Source organism: Streptococcus oralis subsp. dentisani, assembly GCF_002096685.1.
Taxonomy (GTDB): Bacteria; Bacillota; Bacilli; order Lactobacillales; family Streptococcaceae; genus Streptococcus; species Streptococcus oralis_AD.
On record NZ_NCVA01000041.1, the window covers coordinates 516469 to 534164 of the forward strand.

A 17696-nucleotide genomic window follows, 5' to 3' on the forward strand; every position below is an offset into this window, starting at 1 on the left:
TAAAAATCTACTCTACCCATATGCAGTTGCTTATTTTTGACCCTCTCTGAAAATCTGTAACTAGGTTAGAAACGATGAGTTCACATATTACCATAAAATACCTCTATAAGAGAAAATCAGAGCAAAAATCAACAAAACATAGAGGGTGATAAAAAGCCATTTCATCTTCACACATAGAGCAATATATTCTCTAATAAAAGCCGATGGGATATAGTAGGCGGCTGTACGGCAACCAAGGCCATCTCCCTTCATCCCAATACGGCGGGCATAGGTACTAGTACGAAAAACATGATAATCATTGGTTACAAAGAGAAAACGTGGACTGGCCACCAGCTTTTCTCCCATTTCTTTTGAGAAGAGAAGATTCTCATAGGTCGTCGTTGAGTCTTCCTCTAGGAGAATCGCTTCTCTCGGAACATCCGTCTCTTCCAACAAATAATTACAAATTGCCTGAGCCTCGGAAATCTTCTCATCCCCTCCTTGACCACCACTAGCGATGATTTTAACATTGGGATTGAGAGACTGATGATAAGCTTCTACTGCCTTGTCAATGCGACTCTTGAGTAAGGGAGTCACTTTTTCTCCATTCAATAAGCCTGCTCCATGAATGATGATAAAATCATAATATTTTTTCTTAGGAATAAAAAGATACAGAATAGAATAAAGCAGAAATCCTGCAAAGGCAAAACCAAAAATTAAATACGAATAAATCAAAAAGAAAAAGAAAATATTCACTAGATGATTGGTGTAAAACAAGCCCTTGGTATCGCCCACTCGAATCGCCATGATTACAAAAAAGAATAGAATCACGCAACCTAATCCTAGAGACAAATAATTCGCCTTAGATTTTCCCTCTTTCTTCAATAACACAAATCCGTTATAAATAAGGAAAAAGCCACTTAGAAAAACTAAAAAAGGGAGCAAGAGAAAAATCACTGCAAAGAAAATCATGTGCAATTCTTCTTGCCCAGCCTCATAAAAAAGATTGGCAATAGACAGGTAAGAAAAGAGCAGAGATAAAAGCAAGAGAGCTGGATTCCAGAGACTGCGATTGTCTCTAAAAAACGAAATGAGAAAAAGTAGGACAAAAAATTCTGTGATAAAGTACATAGTCTCCTCCTTTGATGACTACATTGTACCATAATTATAGCAATAGAAAAAGAGAACCTTAGTTCTCTTACTTAGACAGTTTATTCTGAGCATCTGCCACAATCTGAGCCAGACTTGTCTGACGCAGTTGGTTTTCCATAGCTGCTTGAACATCGAACAGCTTTTGGTCCAAGACCCCATGGATATTAGCACCAATTGGGCAATTAGGATTTGGATTGTCATGGAAACTAAAGAGCTTACCAGATTTTCCTAAACACTCCACAGCTTGGTAGACATCCAACAAACTGATCTCTTGAAGGTCTTTTATTATCTCAGTTCCTCCCGTACCACGAGCAACTGAAATCAATCCAGCTTTTTTGAGTTGCGATAAAGTCTTACGGATAATGACTGGATTAACTCCAACGCTAGCTGCGAGAAAATCGCTGGTCACCTTGCTTTCCTGGCCCTTGATAGCAATGATGATTAGCATATGGGTCGCAATGGTAAATCGACTTGAAATTTGCATTTTGTTCCCCTTTCACATCCTATCTGATAACCATTATACCCTTTTACGTTGTAATGTCAATTATTACCACTATCCAGCCATGCAACCAACTCGGCATCATGCCCTTGTTCTTGAGCAATTTCATACAGAAGTTCCTGATTATGAGTGTGATGAATCCCATTTACCAAACTTTCATAGTAAACCTGGAAATAGGGGAGCTTCAAATCTTTTGCCAACTGCAATTCAGCTTCTACATCATAATCCACTCGACGAAAATCAACATCAGCCAAACCTGCTTCATCAAACTCTAAAATCATATACTGGGCCCGTAGGTCCTTACGTAATCCCGCATCTAAAAAGAAGGGTTGCCCAATCGAACCTGGATTAAGAATCAACTGTCCATCACTTCCATAACGAAGCAACTGTTGGTGAATATGACCATATACTGCGATGGAGGCGTATGGATTCGTCACTAATCTATCAAAATCTTCTTGTTTTCCCGTATGAATCAACTCTCTACCCCAGTTTTTATCAGGAAGATGGTGAGTGATTCCTACCGTCAAATCACCGAACCGACGATGAACTTGCATGGGTTGATTGTGGAGGTCTTCGATTTCTTCAGGGCTAATCTCTTCTAAGATATACTGGCATTGGCGTAGGAGATAGCGATGACTAGCTTTTGTTAGATCTAGCTTGCGATGCAAACCACGCCAGAGACTATCCTCCCAATTTCCCAGCACTCTAGCAGTGATGGGCAAATCAGCCAAGAGGTCCAAAATCCTTCTACGTCCTGTTCCAGGCATAAGAATATCCCCCAAAAGCCAGTACTCATCTACCGTTTCCGCTTTTGCATCATCCAGTACAGCTTCCAAGGCGCTTGTATTCCCATGTATGTCTGAAAGAACTGCTATTTTCGTCATTCTTTCTCCTCATTTCCTCTTACTTCTTCTGTTAGTATTATAGCAGAAAACACTGCAAAAAATCACTATCACTGATCACTGGATTCAATTGTAAGAGCTTCCAAATCGTGGTATAATATAGGTAGAGAGTTCTCCTTCATTTAGGATTATGTGGTCTTCAACATCTCTCAATTTTTGTAGATTGGAGGACTATTGCCATGCGGAAATATCTTAAGTATATTCCATACTACCTTGTCATATTCTTCTTTTACTGGCCCCTCTATGAGTTGCTTTTACTGCTGATATCTGATCCTTATACGCTGAAAGGGCTTTACATTTACAACATCATCCTCTTTTCACCTTTGGCAACCTTCATCGTGTCTCTTCTTTATAGCTACCGTTTCCAATTCTCACTGTGGTGGCTGCTCGGTATTGGTCTGGTCTTTTGCTTTACCATCATCACCTTTGGTGAGTTCATCCTGCTTTACTTCCTAGCCTATGAACTCTTTGCCCTACTTGGCTTGGCTGCTGGCATGGGTATCAAGCATGTCTTCCAAAGAGAGAAAAACAAAAAAATTATACAAAAACCTTGAAAATTCTCGCAATCATGCTATAATAATGCATAGAGACAAGTCACTTAGTCCCTTTCTACTAGAGAGTGCGTGGTTGCTGGAAACGCATAGAAAGCCTAAATTGATACTACTCTACTGACTTTTATGCAAACATAAAACGGTGGCTACGTTAAAGCCAATCTGAGGTGTCCCTCTTTTTGAGGAACATAAATGAAGGTGGAACCACGTTGCGACGTCCTTTTATGGATGTCGCTTTTTGATTTATTAACGAAAAATCAAAAGGAATTTCTATTTATATTTCAAGGGCACCTTTACTATAACTAGGCTAATAAAAACTTTATAAGGAGAAAACCATGATTAAGATTACTTTCCCAGATGGCGCTGTTCGTGAATTCGAATCTGGCGTAACAACTTTTGAAATTGCCCAATCTATCAGCAATTCCTTGGCTAAAAAAGCCTTGGCTGGTAAATTTAACGGCAAACTCATCGACACGACTCGTGCTATCACTGAAGATGGAAGCATCGAAATCGTGACACCTGATCACGAAGATGCCCTTCCAATCTTGCGTCACTCAGCTGCTCACTTGTTTGCCCAAGCAGCTCGTCGCCTCTTCCCAGATATTCATTTGGGTGTAGGTCCAGCTATCGAAGATGGTTTCTACTATGATACGGACAATCAGGCTGGTCAAATCTCCAACGAAGACCTTCCTCGTATCGAAGAAGAAATGCAAAAAATCGTCAAAGAAAACTTCCCATCAATCCGTGAAGAAGTGACTAAAGACGAGGCACGTGAAATCTTCAAGAACGACCCTTACAAGTTGGAATTGATTGAAGAACACTCAGAAGACGAAGGCGGTCTGACTATTTACCGTCAGGGCGAATACGTGGACCTCTGCCGTGGTCCTCACGTCCCATCAACAGGTCGTATCCAAGTCTTCCACCTGCTCAACGTAGCTGGTGCCTACTGGCGTGGAAATAGCGACAACGCGATGATGCAACGAATCTACGGTACAGCTTGGTTTGACAAGAAAGACTTGAAGAACTACCTTCAAATGCGTGAAGAAGCCAAGGAACGTGACCACCGTAAACTCGGTAAAGAGCTTGACCTCTTCATGATTTCACAAGAAGTCGGACAAGGTTTACCATTCTGGTTACCAAACGGAGCGACTATCCGTCGTGAATTGGAACGCTACATTGTCGACAAGGAAATCGCTGCAGGCTACCAACACGTCTACACTCCACCAATTGCCTCCGTGGAACTCTATAAAACTTCTGGTCACTGGGATCACTACCGTGAAGATATGTTCCCAACTATGGACATGGGAGACGGTGAAGAGTTTGTCCTCCGCCCAATGAACTGTCCTCACCATATCGAAGTTTATAAACACCATGTACACTCATACCGTGAATTACCAATCCGTATCGCTGAGATTGGCATGATGCACCGATATGAAAAATCTGGCGCCCTTACAGGCCTTCAACGTGTACGCGAAATGTCCCTAAATGATGGTCATACTTTTGTAGCTCCAGAACAAATTGAGGAAGAATTCAAGAAAATTCTTCAATTGATTATCGACGTGTATGAAGACTTTAATTTGACAGATTACCGTTTCCGCTTGTCTTATCGTGACCCAGAAGATAAACACAAATACTTTGACAACGATGAGATGTGGGAAAATGCACAACGCATGTTGAAAGCAGCTATGGATGATATGGAACTGGACTACTTTGAAGCTGAAGGTGAAGCAGCCTTCTACGGACCAAAATTGGATATCCAAGTTAAGACAGCTCTCGGAAAAGAAGAAACCCTTTCTACTATCCAGCTCGACTTCTTGCTTCCAGAACGCTTCGACCTCAAATATGTTGGAGCAGATGGTGAGGAACACCGTCCAGTCATGATCCACCGTGGGGTTATCTCAACTATGGAACGCTTTACAGCTATCTTGATTGAGAACTACAAGGGTGCCTTCCCAACATGGCTTGCACCACATCAAGTGACCCTCATCCCAGTATCCAACGAAAAACATGTGGACTACGCATGGGAAGTAGCCAAGAAACTCCGTGACCGTGGTGTCCGTGCAGACGTAGATGAGCGCAATGAAAAAATGCAGTTCAAGATTCGTGCTTCACAAACCAGCAAGATTCCTTACCAATTGATCGTTGGGGATAAGGAAATGGAAGACGGAACAGTCAACGTTCGCCGCTACGGCCAAAAAGAAACACACACTGTCTCAGTTGATGACTTTGTTGAATCTATCCTGGCTGATATCGCCAACAAATCACGCGTTGAGAAATAAGTAATTAACACAAAAGCCTCCATTCGGAGGCTTTTTCTCATCTATGTTTACTCAATAACGAGCTTCACTTCAGCGAATTTGATGCGTACGATTGTTCCTTTTCCGACCTCAGACCCGATGCGAATCTGGTGACCCAGTTCTTCAGAAATTTTCTTAGATAGATAAAGTCCAAGTCCAGATGACTGCTGGGTTAGACGACCATTATAGCCTGAAAACCCACGTTCAAAGACTCGGAGCACATCGCTGTTTTTAATCCCGATTCCCGTATCCTTGATACAGAGCTCCTGACCTTCCATATAAATCTCTAGCCCACCTTCCTTGGTGTATTTGAGGCTGTTTGAAAGGATTTGTTCAATGACGACTAACAACCATTTCTTATCGGTCACGATGGTTTTATCAAGAGCATGCAGATTGACAGTTAGCCCCTTCTGGATAAAGAAAAGAGCATACTTACGAACCACTTCCTTCACCAGATCCTCCACTTGAACCTTTTCAAATACCAGGTCATCATGGAAACTCTCCAAACGCAGGTACTGCAACACCAGATTGGTATAGGAGTCAATCTTAAAGATTTCCTGTTCCAATTGCTGCTTGACCTCACGATCAGAAACTTCTGCTACCAAGAGACGGCTTGCCGCAATGGGGGTCTTGATTTGGTGAACCCACAAGGTGTAGTAGTCCAGCAAATCCGTCAGCTTGCTCTGCGCTTCCGACTTCTTTTGATACAATTCAGACTCACGCTCTTCGAGTTTTTCCGCTAGCGCACATTCCAGAGGAGACTTGGGATCTCGCTCAGCATAGAGTACTTCCTGTCGGTAAACCTGAGCTTCTGCAAATATATCCCAAGCCAAAAATAAGAAGGTCAAAAAACTACTGAGCAGAAAGAAATAAAGAAAATAAGTTCCTAGACTAGCAAATAAAAACTGAAAGAGAAGGACGAGAAAGCCTAATGAAAAAATATAGACAAAGATGCGACTGCGAGAACGCAGATAGGCTAGAAAAAATGATTTCCAATCAAGCATGTTTCAGTCCGTATCCTATCCCTTTCTTAGTTTCGATAAAACCTGCTAAACCTTGCTCCTCCAACTTTTTGCGCAGGCGAGCAACATTGACGGACAAGGTATTGTCATCGATGAAAAAGTCGCTATTCCAGAGTTCTCGCATCAGGTCATCACGCGCCACGATATTGCCAGCATGTTCAAACAGCACTCGCAAAATTTGAAATTCATTCTTGGTCAAACTCAATACTTCCCCCTGATAGAGCAGGTCCATAGACTTGGTATTGAGGATCACACCCGCATACTCCAGCAGACTTTCATCTCGGCCAAATTCATAGGAACGGCGCAATAAACCCTGAACCTTGGCAAGGAGGACCTGCTGGTCAAAAGGCTTGGTTACAAAGTCATCCGCTCCCATATTGATCGCCATGACGATATCCATAGCCTGATCTCTCGAAGACAGAAACATAATGGGCACCTTGGAAATCTTACGAATCTCCTGACACCAGTGATAACCATTAAAAAGAGGCAGGCCAATATCCATGAGGACCAAATGAGGTTCTGACTGAACAAAAAGGCTCAATACCTCCATAAAATCCTCTACCAAAACGACCTCAAACCCCCACTCAGAGAGCAGTTTCCCCACTTGTTGTCGAATGACTTGGTCATCTTCTACTAGTAAAATCTTGTGCATGCGCTCCTCCTTTGCTATTTCTCAAAGTATCAAAACCCTTCATATCAGATTTACGGATTAGTATCTCATACTGTTTAGCAGCCTATTCCCCAAATCCAGATCAGAAAACAGATGCTAAATAGAGAACATTCCCACTGATATCATACCTTATTTTTAATTATAGTTCCAGCCTTATCCTATATTTTCCTTTTTGTGCTCATTTAGTTAGCGTTTCTTTCACTTATTTAATAGATCTAGCCTTCTTATTGACAAGCTAGCCATGATTTGTTAGAATATGAATGAACAAATCAGTTTATTCATTCATAAAACAAAGGAGGCTAAATCATATTGGACAAAAAACAAGCTTTAAAGACAGCGGCCTATGAAGTTTTTTCGAAAAAAGGTTACAAGGCGACAGGAATTTCAGAAATAGCTAGACAAGCTGGTATGGCAGTGGGCTCTTTTTATAACTATTACGAGAGTAAAGAAGCCATTTTTCTAGACATCTATATAGATGAAAACAACCGTGTTCGACAAGCTATGATTGAAGAACTGGATTGGGAAATTGATATGATTGATCTTATTAGTCAACTCTTTGCTCAGTCCAGAGCACTCGTTTCTTCCAATAAAATCCTTGCAGAATGGTACAATCCTGCCATAGCAGATGAGTTGCACAGCTACTATTCCTCAGAAGAAGGTAAAGTCGCAAATCCATTTCATCAATTTCTAGTAAAAACTTTTACAAATCGTATGCAGGCTGAGGGGTATTCTCCAGAAAAGATTCAAGAGATTTTACAAGTTTACAACCTATTTTACTACATGGATATGCATATCACGGAAAAAGATTTTCCAGATATTGGCAAAACTGTCGAAATACTTGCAACCAACTTCATAAAAGGAGTTCTAAAATAAAGAAAATGGTTTTCTTTATTTTTTGAAAAGATGTGAATGAATTATTTTTTAGTTCATTCATAAAATTAAGAACAGGAGTCATAAAAAATGAAAAGAGGTAAAAAAATGTTTATTATCATTCTATCAACACTTGGAGCGCTATGTATTATAACTTGGGGTGCCATCGCTTATCTTGGACGAAGCCAGACATTATCGATAAAATCCATTGAAAACCCCAGCGGAGATCTATATTTAATTCATATCACAAAACCGAGTCATCAAATCTGGAAAGCTGGGGCTTATGCTAAGTTTACACTCCCTGATACCTCGTCTACTGCTAGAAAAAATGAAGATAAAGGGAATCAATCCAGTCGATGGCTGACCATTGCCTCCACACCTGATGAAGATGAAATCCTCATTTTAACTCATAATAGTGGTAGCCACTTTAAGAACACCTTGACACATTTACCGGCTGGTAGTGAGATTGAGATGAGTTGGCTGGATTCCTCTTTGACCGTTAAAGATACGAATCAGCCACTAGTTTGCTTTGCATCTGATGTTGGCATTTCTGCTTTACGTCCCCTTATCAAAGAATGGGCTGGTAAATGTCCGATTATTCTCAACCATTTTGACAAAGGAGTTACTATTTTCGATAATGAGATGAAGAAACTGGCTCAAAAAACATCAAATTTTACTTATAAAACGAGCGATGAACTTTCTCAAAGTCAAGAATTTTTAAAACGTGCTATTGATGAATACGGCAATCAAGCCAGCTATCTCATCACAGGTCAGCCTGATGATGTAAATGAGATGAAGAATTTTTTAAAGGAAAATGGGATTGATAGCAAAAACATACAAGTAAGCTCGTTTAGAGGTTTGAAATAGGAGCAATCTATCTTCTATGTATTTCATTCAAACCCTACTAGGTCATTCGAACAAGTCTACTAGCTAATTCTTGGTAAATGTGATAGGATAAACATAGAGAAAGGAGCTTTTATGGCCAATATTTTTGACTATCTCAACGATGTAGCATACGATTCCTTTTATGACCTCCCCGTGAATGAGTTAGATGTTCTTGCCCTGACTGAATTAACCTACCTAGCTTTTGATAATGTAGTCGCCCAAGAACCAAAGCGTCTCATAGAACTAGCACCTCAAATCCCTAGAGAAACGACTATGTTGACCAATAAAAACCGTCTCCAGTTATTGGATCAGCTCGTTCAACACAAACGGTTTAAAAATTGCAAGCTCTCAGACTTTATCAACGATATCGATCTTGAATTGCAAAAACAGTTTGCGGCTATGACTTATCGTATCAGTCTCGATACTTATTTGCTTGTTTTTCGCGGGACGGATGACAGCATCATTGGTTGGAAAGAAGATTTCCATATGACCTATATGAAGGAAATCCCTGCTCAAAAACATGCCCTCCAGTATTTAGAAAACTTTTTTGCTCAACATCCTAACCAAAAGGTTATCCTAGCAGGACACTCAAAAGGGGGCAATCTAGCCGTCTATGCTGCCAGTCAACTTGATCCAAACTTGCAGAAAAACATTATCTCTGTCTATACTTTTGATGCCCCTGGACTTCACAAGGAACTAACCGAAACATCAGGCTATCAAAACATGATGGAAAGAACGAAAGTGTTTATCCCGCAAGGGTCTATCATCGGAATGATGTTGGAAATTCCGGACAAAAAAATCGTCGTTCGAAGCACCGCTCTAGGTGGCCTTGCTCAGCATGACACCTTTAGTTGGCAGGTTGAAGACAAGCACTTTGTCCAACTAGACGAAACTAATAGTGACAGCCAGCAAGTCGATACTACCTTCAAGGAATGGGTTGAAACAGTTCCTGACGAAGAACTGCAACTCTACTTTGACCTCTTTTTTGGAATCATTCTCGATGCTGGAATCTCCTCTATCAACGACCTTTCTTCCTTCAAGGTTATTGAACACATTCATCATCTCTTTATCCAAGCCCAATCCCTCACTCCTGAAGAAAGAGAAACCATGGGGCGCTTAACTCAACTCTTGATTGACACCCGCTACCAAGCTTGGAAAAATCGTTAAGGTAGAAAAAGACTTTCTGATACCCTAAGCCTTCTCTTCTGTGTTATACTGATATCAGTACATTCTTTGAGAGAGGAAATCCTATGAAAATCCATAAAACCGTGAATCCTGTTGCCTATGAAAACACCTACTATATAGAGGGAGACCAACACCTGATTGTGGTTGACCCAGGTAGCCATTGGGAAACCATTCGTAAGACCATCGAGAAAATCAACAAACCCGTCTGTGCGATTCTCCTGACCCACACCCACTACGACCATATTATGAGTCTGGACTTGGTGCGTGAGACTTTTGGAAATCCTCCAGTTTATGTAGCGGAAAGTGAAGCCAGCTGGCTCTATACTCCCGTTGACAATCTCTCCGGTCTGCCTCGACATGATGATATGGCAGATGTCGTGTGCAAACCTGCAGAACACACCTTTGTCTTTCATGAGGAATACCAGCTTGAGGAATTCCGTTTTACTGCCCTACCAACCCCAGGCCACTCTATCGGTGGTGTTTCCATGGTCTTTCCTGATGCCCATCTAGTCTTGACTGGAGATGCTCTTTTCCGCGAAACCATCGGACGGACTGACCTCCCTACAGGTAGTATGGAACAACTTCTCCATAGCATTCAAACTCAACTCTTCACCCTCCCTAACTACGACGTCTATCCTGGACACGGGCCAGCTACGACCATCGCTCACGAAAAGACCTTCAATCCCTTTTTCTAGCAAGCAAAAAACCAAGGATGCTATCCTTGGTTTTAGTCTTACCAAATAATCACACGATCCTCTGGTGCGCGCCACATACCGTCGCCTTCTTTGACATCATAAGTTGTAAAGAAGTCATCGAAGTTTGGTACTTGGATGTTGACACGGAGTTTGGCTGGCGCGTGCACGTCGACACTAGCCATGAGTTTCATCAACTCTGGACGACCTTTCATGCGCCAAATGCGAGCAAAGTTGTGGAAGAATTCTTCAGCTGAGAAGTCTGGCTCTCTCTTGGCAGCTTCAAGGGCTGCTGCAATTCCTCCCAAGTCGGCAACGTTTTCTGATACAGTTAGTTTTCCGTTGATCGTTGCGCCGTAAGATTCTTGCCCATCAAACTGGTCGATAACTTTCTGCGTTTTTTCTTTAAAGGCAGCATAGTCGCTTTCTGTCCACCAATCCTTAAGACTACCATTTTCATCAAAGGACGCACCATTTGTGTCAAAGGCATGAGAAATTTCATGGGCAATAACTGCACCAATCCCACCGTAGTTGGCAGAAGACGACTGATGCAAGTCATAGAATGGAGCCTGTAAAATGGCAGCTGGGAAGACAATCAAGTTCTTCTGAGGATTGTAGTAGGCATTGACCATGTGAGCAGGCATGCCCCACTCCTTGTAGTCAACTGGTTGGTTCCACTTGCTCCAGCTGTGCTTGATTTCCACACGCCCAAAGGCTAGGGCATTCTCAAAGAGACTGGCAGTTTCATCCACTACTTTGTCCTTGTAACGTTCTGGCAATTCCCCTGGATAACCAATATAAGGCTTGATGACATTGAGTTTGACAATGGCCTTGTCTCGCGTTTCAGGTGTGAGCCAGTCGTTCTTGGCCAAGCGTTCCTTATAAACGTCAATCATAGTCGCTACTTTTTTCTCTACGTCTGCCTTAGCTTCTGGGGAGAATTTTTCATGCGCGTACCAGAGACCCAGAGCTTGCTTGAAAGGACCTTGGGCCAAGTGATAAGCTGCCTTGACCTTGTCCTGAGCTTCTGGAACACCTGAAAGAGCACGACCATAAGCACCTGACAAAACACGAATCTCGTCTGTGAGGTAGCTGGTTGAGAGATTGACCACACCCAAAATCAAGGTTGCTTTAAGTAGAGGCCACGCTTCTTCACTATAGAATTGATCTGCTGCTTGCCAGAAACGTTCCTCGTCTACGATAACCTTATCTGGAGTTTGTCCAAGAACTGCTTGGAAGAAATCATCCAAAGGTAGGGCAGGAGCAAATTTCTTAAAATCTTCATAAGCGTATGGATGGTAGAGTTTGGCATATTCTGAACTTTCTTCGTTAGAAAGCACCACAGCCGCAATGCGACGGTCCAATTCCAATCGTTTCTCTAGTAAGTCCGCGATTTCCTCATCTGAAAAATCATAGGCTTTGAGAAGATTTGCGCTACTTTCCTTCCAAAGAGTCAAGAGCTCCTCACGCTGAGGATGGTCTTCAGCGTAGTAAGTCGTATCTGGTAGGATGGTGCCTGGTGCACTGGCCCAGAGAACATTGGTTCTGGCATCCATAAAGTCTGGTGATACGCCAAATGGGAGGAAGTTTGGCTTACCAGCTAGTTCAAACGCTGCTAGTTTGCTGGTAAAATCCGCAAAACTCTCCAAATCTTGGTATTCCTTGAGCATTGGCAAAACAGGCTTGATCCCATCTGCTTCTCTCTTGTCAAAATCACGTACCATACGATGGTACTTAACAAAGTTTGCGAGGATGGCATCCTCTGGGACTTCTTCACCTGCCAACCACTTGTCTGTAGTCGCCAGCATCAACTCTTCAATTTCCTCGTCAAGGTCAATAAAACCACCTGTTCGAGATTTATCAGCTGGAATCACAGCTGTTTTTTCCCATTCGCCATTAATAGCGTCATAAAAATCATCTTGATAACGTGTCATCTTGTTCTCGCTTTCATATTTTCACTTATTCCTAGCTTAGCAAAAAAACCTAGGGAATGCAATTAAAAATGGTTTCTCTTTTCACTTCATTTTTCAGTTATTATTTTAAATTTTTCAAAAATTAACTTGACTTAATTTTTTTTTTAATGTATATTAAAAGGCAGGAGGAATACAACTGTATGATACATATCGAAAACCTCAGTGTCTCCTACAAAGAAACGCTGGCACTAAAAGATATCTCACTAGTGCTCCACGGACCAACTATTACCGGAATTATTGGTCCAAATGGTGCTGGAAAATCAACTTTATTAAAAGGTATGTTGGGAATTATCCCACATGAAGGTCAGGCCTTTCTCGACGATAAAGAAGTCAAGAAATCTTTAAATCGAGTTGCCTATGTCGAGCAAAAAATCCATATCGACTACAATTTCCCTATCAAGGTCAAGGAATGTGTCTCACTGGGACTCTACCCATCCGTCCCACTCTTTCACACCTTAAAAGCCAGCCACTGGAAAAAAGTGGCAGATGCACTTGAAATCGTTGGACTTTCAGACTATGCTGATCGCCAAATCAGCCAGCTCTCAGGCGGACAATTTCAACGTGTGTTGATTGCCCGTTGCTTAGTGCAGGAAGCTGACTACATCTTTTTAGATGAGCCTTTTGTCGGGATTGACTCGATCAGTGAAGAGATTATCATGAATACGCTGAGAGACCTTAAAAAGGCTGGTAAAACAGTTCTCATCGTCCATCATGACCTCAGTAAAGTCCCCCATTATTTCGACCAAGTTTTGCTTCTCAATCGAGAATTAATAGACATTGGTCCGACCGAAGAAACCTTTACCGAGGCCAATCTCAAAAAGGCCTACGGTAGCAAACTCTTTTTCAATGGAGGTGACCTATGATAGCAGAATTTATCGATGGATTGCAAAATTTCCATTTCCTACAAAACGCCTTGATCACAGCTATTGTCATCGGAGTCGTTGCTGGAGCTGTGGGATGTTTTATCATCCTGCGTGGTATGTCTCTCATGGGAGATGCTATCTCTCACGCAGTTTTGCCTGGCGTAGCCCTTTCCTTTATCCTGGGAATTGATTTCTTTATTGGAGCGATCATCTTTGGTTTGATGGCTTCCATCATCATTACCTACATCAAGGGAAACTCTATCATCAAGAGTGACACTGCCATTGGTATTACCTTTTCATCTTTCTTAGCCTTAGGTGTCATCTTGATTAGTGTTGCCAAGAGTTCGACAGACCTCTTCCATATCCTTTTTGGGAATATCCTCGCTGTCCAAGATACGGACATGTGGATTACCATTGGTGTGGGGGCATTGATTCTCTTGATTATCGGGATTTTCTTTAAACAACTATTGATTACATCCTTTGACGATCTCCTGGCTAAAGCCATGGGAATGCCCGTTAATTTCTACCACTATCTGCTCATGGTGCTCTTGACCCTTGTGTCAGTCACTGCCATGCAAAGTGTTGGAACCATTCTTATCGTGGCCATGTTGATCACCCCAGCTGCGACGGCTTACCTTTATGCTAATAGCCTAAAGAGCATGATTTTTCTTTCATCAGGCCTAGGAGCTCTGGCTTCTGTTGTAGGGCTCTTTATCGGCTATAGTTTCAATCTCGCAGCAGGATCCAGCATCGTGCTCACATCCGCCAGCTTCTTTCTAATCAGTTTCTTTATCTCTCCTAAGCAACGATACTTGAAACTGAAAAACAAAAAAATCATTAAATAACGGGGAAACCCTTCTGGAGGAATCTAATGAAAAAATTAGGTACATTGCTTGTTCTTTTTCTTTCTATCATTGGATTAGCTGCCTGTGCTAGCGGGAAAAAAGATACAGCATCTACAAACCAAAAACTAAAGGTTGTAGCGACTAACTCAATCATCGCTGATATTACCAAAAATATCGCTGGTGACAAGATTGATCTTCACAGTATCGTTCCTGTTGGTCAAGACCCACACGAATACGAACCACTTCCTGAAGACGTTAAGAAAACTTCTCAAGCTGATTTGATTTTCTATAACGGAATCAATCTTGAAACTGGTGGCAATGCTTGGTTTACCAAATTGGTTGAAAATGCCAAGAAAACTGAGAACAAGGACTACTTTGCAGTCAGTGACGGCGTAGACATCATCTACCTTGAAGGTCAAAACGAAAAAGGCAAAGAAGACCCACACGCTTGGCTCAACCTTGAAAATGGGATAATTTATGCTAAGAATATCGCTAAACAGCTGATTGCAAAAGACCCTAGCAACAAGGAATTCTACGAAAAAAATCTCAAAGACTATACTGAAAAGCTAGACAAACTGGACAAGGAAGCCAAAGAGAAATTTAACAATATCCCTGCTGAAAAGAAACTCATCGTAACCAGCGAAGGATGCTTCAAATACTTCTCTAAAGCTTACGGAGTTCCAAGTGCCTACATCTGGGAAATCAACACGGAAGAAGAAGGAACTCCTGAACAAATCAAGACCTTGGTTGAAAAACTTCGCCAAACAAAAGTTCCATCACTCTTTGTTGAGTCAAGTGTCGATGACCGTCCAATGAAGACTGTTTCACAAGACACAAATATCCCAATCTACGCACAAATCTTTACTGACTCAATCGCTGAAGAAGGTAAAGAAGGCGACAGCTACTACAACATGATGAAATACAACCTTGACAAGATTGCTGAAGGTTTGTCTAAGTAATCCATTAAAAAACGTCGTTCTCACATGAACTGGCGTTTTTTTTGTTTTCACTTTCCGGTCAAATCATTGGAAAAATCTGATAATTCTCGGTAAAATAAAAGAAAAAAGAATGGAGTAGTTTATGACCACTTTTCTCGGAAATCCTGTAACTTTTACAGGTAAACAACTGCAAGTCGGAGACAAGGCACTTGACTTTTCTCTTACGACAACCGATCTCTCTAAAAAAACGCTAGCTGACTTTGATGGAAAGAAAAAAGTCTTGAGTGTTGTCCCTTCTATCGATACTGGTATCTGCTCAACGCAAACACGTCGATTCAACCAGGAACTTGCCAACCTCGACAACACCGTCGTTCTTACTGTTTCTATGGACCTACCATTTGCCCAAGGACGCTGGTGTGGGGCTGAAGGCCTTGACAATGCCATCATGCTTTCAGACTATTTTGACCATTCTTTCGGGCGCGATTATGCCCTCTTGATCAACGAATGGCATCTCCTTGCGCGTGCTGTCTTTGTTCTCGATACTGACAATGTCATCCGTTACGTAGAATACGTTGACAACATCAACACGGAACCAGACTTTGAAGCTGCTATTGCTGCAGTGAAAGAACTGGACTAAAATCAAAGCCATTAGGGCAGAAGGCTAGAGAAATCTAGCTTTTTTTGATATACTAGATGGAGAGAAAAGACAAGAGGAAACGAATGACGCCAAATAAAGAAGACTACCTAAAATGTATTTATGAAATCGGTACGGAAATGCAAAAAATCACCAATAAAGAAATTGCTACCCGTATGCAAGTCTCTCCACCTGCCGTAACAGAGATGATCAAACGCATGAAAAGTGAAAATCTCATCCTCAAGGACAAGGAGAACGGCTATCTATTGACAGATATTGGCCTCAAACTGGTCTCTGATCTTTATCGTAAACACCGTTTGATTGAAGTCTTTCTAGTTCACCATCTAGACTATACCAGCGATCAAATCCACGAAGAAGCTGAGGTCCTAGAGCACACTGTCTCTGACCTCTTTGTGGAGAGATTGGATAAACTGCTTGGCTTCCCTCAAACCTGTCCCCACGGTGGAACTATTCCTGCTAAAGGAGAACTCTTGGTCGAAATCAATAACTTACCACTAGCAGAGACCAAGGAAGCTGGAACCTATCTCCTGACTCGCGTTCATGATAGTTTTGAACTACTCAAATATCTAGAAAAGCACGCAATTCATATCGGTGACCAACTCCAAGTTAAGCAATTTGATGGCTTTTCCAATAGCTTTACTCTGGTCAACAAAGGTGAAGACCTCCAAGTTGGTATCGATATCGCCAAACAACTCTATGTCGAAAAAATCAACTAAGCCCTTATTCCTGAAAGAAACTTCTTTCAGGGATTTTTTATTATTTTAGTTGTAAGTCCCATTCGTTTGGTGTAGAATGAAGCTAGATAAAAGAGGGAGGTCTTCCTATGAAAAAGCTCTTTAGAATCCATTTTGCAGCTATTGCACTCAGCGATTTGCTACTATTAGCAATTTTTATCTCCAAAACCGATCCCTCTGTAAAGTGGATGCTACTCTCTGGCTTTATTTTCCTCCTTGCTCAGGGACTACTGCTATTTCGCTTGGTCTTCCGACTCAAAAAACATTTCTCTGAGATTTATCCTCAAATCAATAAAAAGATTCGCTTCTACTATTTAGGGATTCTCTCAGTTGATCTTCTGTTATTGATCCTTTTAGTCTTCACCAGTTATCAGCGATTTTCCTCTCTTATGCCAATCGCTACTTCTTGTCATTCTACTTTTTATTATATAATAACTAGTCACATAAGAGAAAACTATCCCGACTTTTACGACAAACACATTTCTTTCTGGAAGTGTTTATAAGCAAAAACCAAGCCAGCTGGGCTTGGTTTTCTTATCTATTTTTAGTATCAAGGATAATGGTGACTGGTCCATCATTTACCAGCTCCACCTGCATATCCGCTCCAAAAATACCTGTCTGAACAGACACTTCTTGCGCTAGCTTTTGGTTGAAAGTGTCATAGAAATCTGATGCCATATCAGGCTTGGCTGCGCCAGTAAAAGCTGGACGATTGCCTTTCTTGGTATCTGCAAAGAGGGTAAACTGAGAAATAGAAAGAATTTCCCCTTCAATATCCCTGACAGACAGGTTCATCTTGCCTTCTGCATCTGAAAAAATCCGCATGTTGACCAGTTTTCTCACAGCATAATCCAGATCTTCCTCTTGGTCCTCTGGGCCTACACCGACCAACAATAAGAGCCCCTGATTGATTTTTCCCTGAACCGGACCTTCGATACTCACTTGGGCTTTTTTGACTCGTTGAATGATGATTTTCATAAAAAT

The 17696-nt window shown here is 41.6% G+C and carries 19 protein-coding genes; 12 read left to right on the forward strand and 7 right to left on the reverse strand.

Going from position 1 to position 17696, the window contains the following annotated elements:
- Window positions 1–87: 87 nt before the first annotated feature.
- The 3 genes from B7705_RS09280 to B7705_RS09290 form a co-directional block, all read right to left on the reverse strand.
- Complete coding sequence (locus tag B7705_RS09280; protein ID WP_084949149.1) at window positions 88–1110, reverse strand: YdcF family protein; 1023 nt, start codon at window positions 1108–1110, stop codon at window positions 88–90.
- A gap of 67 nt (window positions 1111–1177) precedes the next feature.
- Window positions 1178–1615: an Rrf2 family transcriptional regulator gene (locus tag B7705_RS09285; protein ID WP_084949150.1), complete on the reverse strand. Its 438-nt coding sequence runs from the start codon at window positions 1613–1615 to the stop codon at window positions 1178–1180.
- A 56-nt stretch (window positions 1616–1671) separates the two neighbouring features.
- Window positions 1672–2514: a metallophosphoesterase family protein gene (locus tag B7705_RS09290; protein ID WP_084949152.1), complete on the reverse strand. Its 843-nt coding sequence runs from the start codon at window positions 2512–2514 to the stop codon at window positions 1672–1674.
- A 197-nt stretch (window positions 2515–2711) separates the two neighbouring features.
- On the opposite strand from B7705_RS09290, the gene B7705_RS09295 reads away from it, so the two are divergent.
- Both B7705_RS09295 and thrS read left to right on the forward strand, forming a co-directional pair.
- The gene (locus tag B7705_RS09295) at window positions 2712–3086 is read left to right on the forward strand and encodes a hypothetical protein (RefSeq protein ID WP_084949153.1); all 375 of its coding nucleotides are present in this window, start codon (window positions 2712–2714) and stop codon (window positions 3084–3086) included.
- Window positions 3087–3418: 332 nt separating this feature from the next.
- On the forward strand, window positions 3419–5362 hold the full coding sequence (gene thrS / locus B7705_RS09300; protein WP_084949155.1) for a threonine--tRNA ligase: 1944 nt from the start codon (window positions 3419–3421) through the stop codon (window positions 5360–5362).
- A gap of 47 nt (window positions 5363–5409) precedes the next feature.
- On the opposite strand, the gene B7705_RS09305 is transcribed toward thrS, so the two are convergent.
- Both B7705_RS09305 and B7705_RS09310 read right to left on the reverse strand, forming a co-directional pair.
- On the reverse strand, window positions 5410–6384 hold the full coding sequence (locus B7705_RS09305; RefSeq protein ID WP_084949157.1) for a sensor histidine kinase: 975 nt from the start codon (window positions 6382–6384) through the stop codon (window positions 5410–5412).
- Window positions 6377–7054, reverse strand: a complete 678-nt coding sequence (locus tag B7705_RS09310; protein ID WP_084949158.1) for a response regulator transcription factor — start codon at window positions 7052–7054, stop codon at window positions 6377–6379. Before B7705_RS09310 ends, B7705_RS09305 begins: the two co-directional genes overlap by 8 nt.
- 321 nt (window positions 7055–7375) lie before the next feature.
- On the opposite strand from B7705_RS09310, the gene B7705_RS09315 reads away from it, so the two are divergent.
- The 4 genes from B7705_RS09315 to B7705_RS09330 all read left to right on the forward strand — a co-directional run bounded on the left by B7705_RS09315 (window position 7376) and on the right by B7705_RS09330 (window position 10707).
- A complete protein-coding gene (locus B7705_RS09315) occupies window positions 7376–7945 on the forward strand; it encodes a TetR/AcrR family transcriptional regulator (protein ID WP_084949160.1) in 570 nt (189 codons plus the stop codon).
- Between the two features lie 87 nt (window positions 7946–8032).
- Window positions 8033–8809 carry a ferredoxin reductase domain-containing protein gene (locus B7705_RS09320; RefSeq protein ID WP_084949161.1) on the forward strand — a complete coding sequence of 259 codons (777 nt, stop codon included), beginning with the start codon at window positions 8033–8035 and terminating at the stop codon, window positions 8807–8809.
- 111 nt (window positions 8810–8920) lie between these two features.
- Window positions 8921–9994: a DUF2974 domain-containing protein gene (locus B7705_RS09325; protein ID WP_084949163.1), complete on the forward strand. Its 1074-nt coding sequence runs from the start codon at window positions 8921–8923 to the stop codon at window positions 9992–9994.
- A gap of 83 nt (window positions 9995–10077) precedes the next feature.
- A complete protein-coding gene (locus B7705_RS09330; protein ID WP_084949164.1) occupies window positions 10078–10707 on the forward strand; it encodes an MBL fold metallo-hydrolase in 630 nt (209 codons plus the stop codon).
- Between the two features lie 38 nt (window positions 10708–10745).
- Here the strand turns inward: B7705_RS09330 and B7705_RS09335 are convergent, their stop codons facing one another.
- Window positions 10746–12638, reverse strand: a complete 1893-nt coding sequence (locus B7705_RS09335; protein ID WP_084949166.1) for a M13 family metallopeptidase — start codon at window positions 12636–12638, stop codon at window positions 10746–10748.
- A 179-nt stretch (window positions 12639–12817) separates the two neighbouring features.
- On the opposite strand from B7705_RS09335, the gene B7705_RS09340 reads away from it, so the two are divergent.
- The 6 genes from B7705_RS09340 (at window position 12818) to B7705_RS09365 (ending at window position 17215) form a co-directional block, all read left to right on the forward strand.
- Complete coding sequence (locus B7705_RS09340) at window positions 12818–13540, forward strand: metal ABC transporter ATP-binding protein (protein WP_084949167.1); 723 nt, start codon at window positions 12818–12820, stop codon at window positions 13538–13540.
- Window positions 13537–14385 (forward strand): metal ABC transporter permease, encoded by an 849-nt coding sequence (locus B7705_RS09345; RefSeq protein WP_084949169.1) that lies wholly within the window; start codon window positions 13537–13539, stop codon window positions 14383–14385. Before B7705_RS09340 ends, B7705_RS09345 begins: the two co-directional genes overlap by 4 nt.
- Before the next feature lie 26 nt (window positions 14386–14411).
- Window positions 14412–15344, forward strand: coding sequence for a metal ABC transporter substrate-binding protein (locus B7705_RS09350; protein ID WP_084949171.1), 933 nt, complete (start codon window positions 14412–14414; stop codon window positions 15342–15344).
- A 121-nt stretch (window positions 15345–15465) separates the two neighbouring features.
- Window positions 15466–15960: a thiol peroxidase gene (gene tpx / locus B7705_RS09355; protein ID WP_000206539.1), complete on the forward strand. Its 495-nt coding sequence runs from the start codon at window positions 15466–15468 to the stop codon at window positions 15958–15960.
- 83 nt (window positions 15961–16043) lie between these two features.
- Entirely contained in the window at window positions 16044–16694 is a 651-nt protein-coding gene (locus tag B7705_RS09360) for a metal-dependent transcriptional regulator (RefSeq protein ID WP_084949172.1), read from the forward strand.
- Between the two features lie 107 nt (window positions 16695–16801).
- Window positions 16802–17215, forward strand: coding sequence for a hypothetical protein (locus B7705_RS09365; protein ID WP_084949174.1), 414 nt, complete (start codon window positions 16802–16804; stop codon window positions 17213–17215).
- Window positions 17216–17246: 31 nt separating this feature from the next.
- Here the strand turns inward: B7705_RS09365 and dtd are convergent, their stop codons facing one another.
- Window positions 17247–17690 carry a D-aminoacyl-tRNA deacylase gene (dtd, locus tag B7705_RS09370; protein WP_084949175.1) on the reverse strand — a complete coding sequence of 148 codons (444 nt, stop codon included), beginning with the start codon at window positions 17688–17690 and terminating at the stop codon, window positions 17247–17249.
- Window positions 17691–17696 lie beyond the last annotated feature (6 nt).